The 3,601-nt window shown below is 72.2% G+C and carries 3 protein-coding genes; all 3 read left to right on the top strand.

What is annotated here, in order from left to right; translation table 11 throughout:
• On the top strand, positions 1-737 hold a 737-nt coding region (locus JWR81_RS26175), incomplete at its 5' end, for an acyl-CoA dehydrogenase family protein (protein ID WP_297658623.1).
• 41 nt (positions 738-778) lie between these two features.
• Positions 779-2,422, top strand: coding sequence for an NAD(P)/FAD-dependent oxidoreductase (locus JWR81_RS26170; RefSeq protein WP_297658621.1), 1,644 nt, complete (start codon positions 779-781; stop codon positions 2,420-2,422).
• 16 nt (positions 2,423-2,438) lie between these two features.
• A partial coding sequence (locus tag JWR81_RS26165; RefSeq protein ID WP_297658619.1) for a bifunctional 3-(3-hydroxy-phenyl)propionate/3-hydroxycinnamic acid hydroxylase occupies positions 2,439-3,601 on the top strand: 1,163 nt, incomplete at its 3' end.

Here is a 3,601-nt window from a genome sequence, read left to right as displayed (position 1 = left end):
GCGTGCGCAACCGGATGTCGATGTTCCTCGTGCCGGCGGACACCCCGGGCGTCGACATCGTCCGCAACGTCGCGCTCTTCGGCGACCCGGAGGGCGAGGGCTCGCACGCCCTGATCGAGTACCGGGACGTCCGGGTGCCGGCCGACGCCCTGCTCGGCGACGAGGGTGACGCGTTCGGCGTCGCGCAGACCCGGCTCGGCGGCGGCCGGGTGCACCACGCGATGCGCACGGTCGGGCTCGCCCAGCAGGCGCTGGACATGATGGCCGAACGGGCCCTGTCGCGGCGTACCCGCGGCCGGGTGCTGGCGGACATGCAGGCCGTGCAGCTGCACCTGGCCGAGTCCTACCTGCAGGTCCAGCAGTTCCGCCTGCTCGTGATGAACACCGCCTGGAAGATCGAGCAGTACGACGACTACCAGAAGGTGCGCAAGGACATCGCCGCCATCAAGGTGCTGACGCCGAAGGTCCTGCACGACGTCGCACAGCGCGCGGTGCAGGTGCACGGCGCCCTCGGCGTGACGGACGAGATGCCGTTCATGAGCATGATCCTCACCGCCCAGTCGCTCGCGCTGGCGGACGGGCCCACCGAGGTCCATCAGGTCACGGTCGCGAAGCAGCTCCTGCGTGACCACCGGCCTGCCGAGGGTCTCTGGCCGACGGCGCACATCCCGACCCGCCGCGACGCGGCCCGGAAGGCGCTGCTGGATGACCGGGTCGGCCGCCTGCCACAGGCCTGATCGGCCCCTATTCTGACGGTATGTGCATTAGTGTCGACGGCATGGGTGACGATGCCCGCGGGCCCGCACACGGTGCTGCCGATGTTCTCGACGTGCTCGTCGTCGGGGCCGGCTTCGGTGGGATGTACGCGATCCAGAGGCTGCGCGGGCTGGGTTTCTCGGTGCGTTCGGTCGAGCGCGGGCACGCCGTCGGCGGCACCTGGTACTGGAACCGCTACCCCGGTGCGCGCTGCGACATCGAGAGCCTCGAGTACTCCTACTCGTTCTCCCCGGAGCTGGCGCAGGAATGGGAGTGGACGCAGCGCTACCCCACACAGCCGGAGATGCGCGCCTACGCCGAGCACGTCGCGGACCGGTTCGACCTGCGCCCGCACATCGCGTTCGGCGTCACCGTCACCGCCGCCGTCTACGACGAGGTGGGCACGTGCTGGCACGTCGACACCGACGCCGGTGAGCGGATCACGGCCCGCTTCCTGGTGCTGGCCACGGGCGTGCTCTCGGCGGCCAGCGTCCCGCGGTTCCCGGGGCAGGAGCGCTTCCGGGGCCGGATCGTGCACACCGGGTCGTGGCCGGAGGACACGACGGTCGACGGCCTGCGCGTCGGCGTGGTGGGCACCGGCTCGTCCGGTATCCAGGTGGTTCCGCACCTCGCCGAGCGCGCCGCACACCTGACCGTCTTCCAGCGGACCGCGAACTACAGCATCTCCGCGGCCAACCAGCCGCTCGACGCGGCGTACGTGCGGGACGTGAAGGCCCGCTACCCGGAGCTGCGCGAGCAGGCCCGCCGCTCCTTCACCGGCTCGACGGTCCCGATCAACCGTCAGTCCGCCCTGGCCGTGGACCAGGAGGAACGCGACCGGCGGTTCGAGGAGCGCTGGGCCCTGGGCGGCTTCGCCTTCCTCGGCTCGTTCGACGACGTGACCCGTGATCCCGAGGCCAACCGGCTCGCCGCCCGGTTCGTCGAGGACAAGATCCGCGCCGCCGTTGACGACCCCGCGGTCGCAGAGCAGCTGGTGCCCACCGGGCACCCGATCGGCAGCAGGCGGATCTGCGTCGACACCGGGTACCACGGAACCTTCAACCTGCCGCACGTCCGGCTCGTCGACGTGCGACGTGCGCCGATCACCGGTCTCACCGAGGCCGGGCTGTGTACGGCCGACGGCGAGGAGCACCCGCTCGACCTGCTGGTGCTCGCCACCGGGTTCGACGCGATGACCGGCTCGTTCGTCCGGATCGACGTCCGTGGCCGGGACGGGGTGACCCTGCGGGAGAAGTGGGCGGACGGCGCTCGGACCCACCTCGGGCTGCAGACCGCGGGCTTCCCCAACCTGTTCACCCTGACCGGACCGGGCAGCCCGGCCGTGCTCTGCAACATGTTCCTGGCCATCGAGCAGCACGTGGACTGGGTGGCGGACCTGCTCGTCGCCCTGCGCGAGCGCGGCTGCCGGACCGTCGAGCCGACGCCGGAGGCGGAGCAGGAGTGGAGTGCGCAGGTGGCCCGAGCGGCCGAGCGGACCCTCTACCCGCAGGCGGACTCCTGGTACGTCGGCGCCAACGTGCCCGGCAAGCCGCGGGTGTTCCTGCCCTACGCGGGCGGCGTCGGGAAGTACCGGCGGATCTGCGAGGAGATCGCCGCCGACGGCTACCGGGGCTTCGTCGTCGACGCCGATCTGACGGTGCGTTGAGCGAATGGAGAAGGCTGTGGAGATCGAGACCGACGTCGCGGTGGTCGGCGCTGGGCCCTGCGGGGCGACGCTCGCGAACCTGCTCGGCACGTTCGGCGTGCGGACCGTGGTGCTCGACCGCGAGCCGGGGGTCACCCCGTACCCGCGTGCGGTCGCCGTCGACGACGAGTCGCTGCGGACGTTCCAGACCGCCGGGGTGATCGACGGGGTGCTGCCGGACCTGATCCGCAACGCCCCCATCCGCTACCACTCCTCGTCCGGCCGCGTGCTCGCCCACGTCGGGCCGAGCGGCCGCCCGTACGGCTGGCCGCGCCGCAACCTCTTCCTGCAGCCGCTGCTGGAGGAGACGCTGCGCAGGGGCCTGGAACGGTTCCCGCACGTCGCGCTGCACACCGGGACGGAGGTCACGGAGCTGGAGCGCACGGGCGACGGGGTCCGGCTGGACGCGAAGTCCGACGCGGGCCGGTTCGTCGTGCACGCCCGGTTCGTCGTGGGCGCGGACGGTGGGCGCAGCATGGTGCGGGAGTCCCTGGGGATCGCGCTGGAGGGGAGCACGGCGCCGTCCCGCTGGTTGGTCGTCGACGTCTCCGGGGACACCCTCGACGCGCCGTACTCCGCGGTGTTCTGCGACCCGGACCGGCCGACCATGACGATCCCGCTGCCCTACGGGCACCGCCGGTTCGAGTTCAAGCTGCTGCCGGGGGAGGACGAGGAGCGGGCCGCCGGCGAGGAGTTCGTCGCCGACCTGCTGCGGGGGTTCTATCCGGGGCCGCTGCCGCAGGTGCAGGGCAGGCGCGTCTACTGGCATCACTCGCGGATCGCCGCGTCCTTCGGTGCCGGACCGGTGTTCCTGGCGGGCGACGCCGCCCACCTGCAGCCGCCGTTCTTCGGGCAGGGCATGAACTCCGGAATCCGGGACGCGACGAACCTGGCCTGGAAGCTCGCCGCGGTGACGGCGGGCCGCGCCGGGCCCTCGCTGCTCGGCGGCTACGACGCGGAGCGCCGCGGGCACGCCACCGCGATGGTGTCGTTCGCGACCCGGGTGGGCGGCATGTACCAGCCGCGCAACCGCGCCACGGAGATCGTGCGGGACGGGTTCTTCCGTGCGGTGCAACGGATCCCGGGCGCCCGGGACTACATCCTGCAGATGAAGTACAAGCCGGCGCCGCGCTACACGGC

The sequence above is a fragment of the Pseudonocardia sp. genome (assembly GCF_025965585.1).
Classification (GTDB): Bacteria; Actinomycetota; Actinomycetes; order Mycobacteriales; family Pseudonocardiaceae; genus Pseudonocardia.
This window is presented reverse-complemented; position numbering and strand designations above follow the sequence as displayed.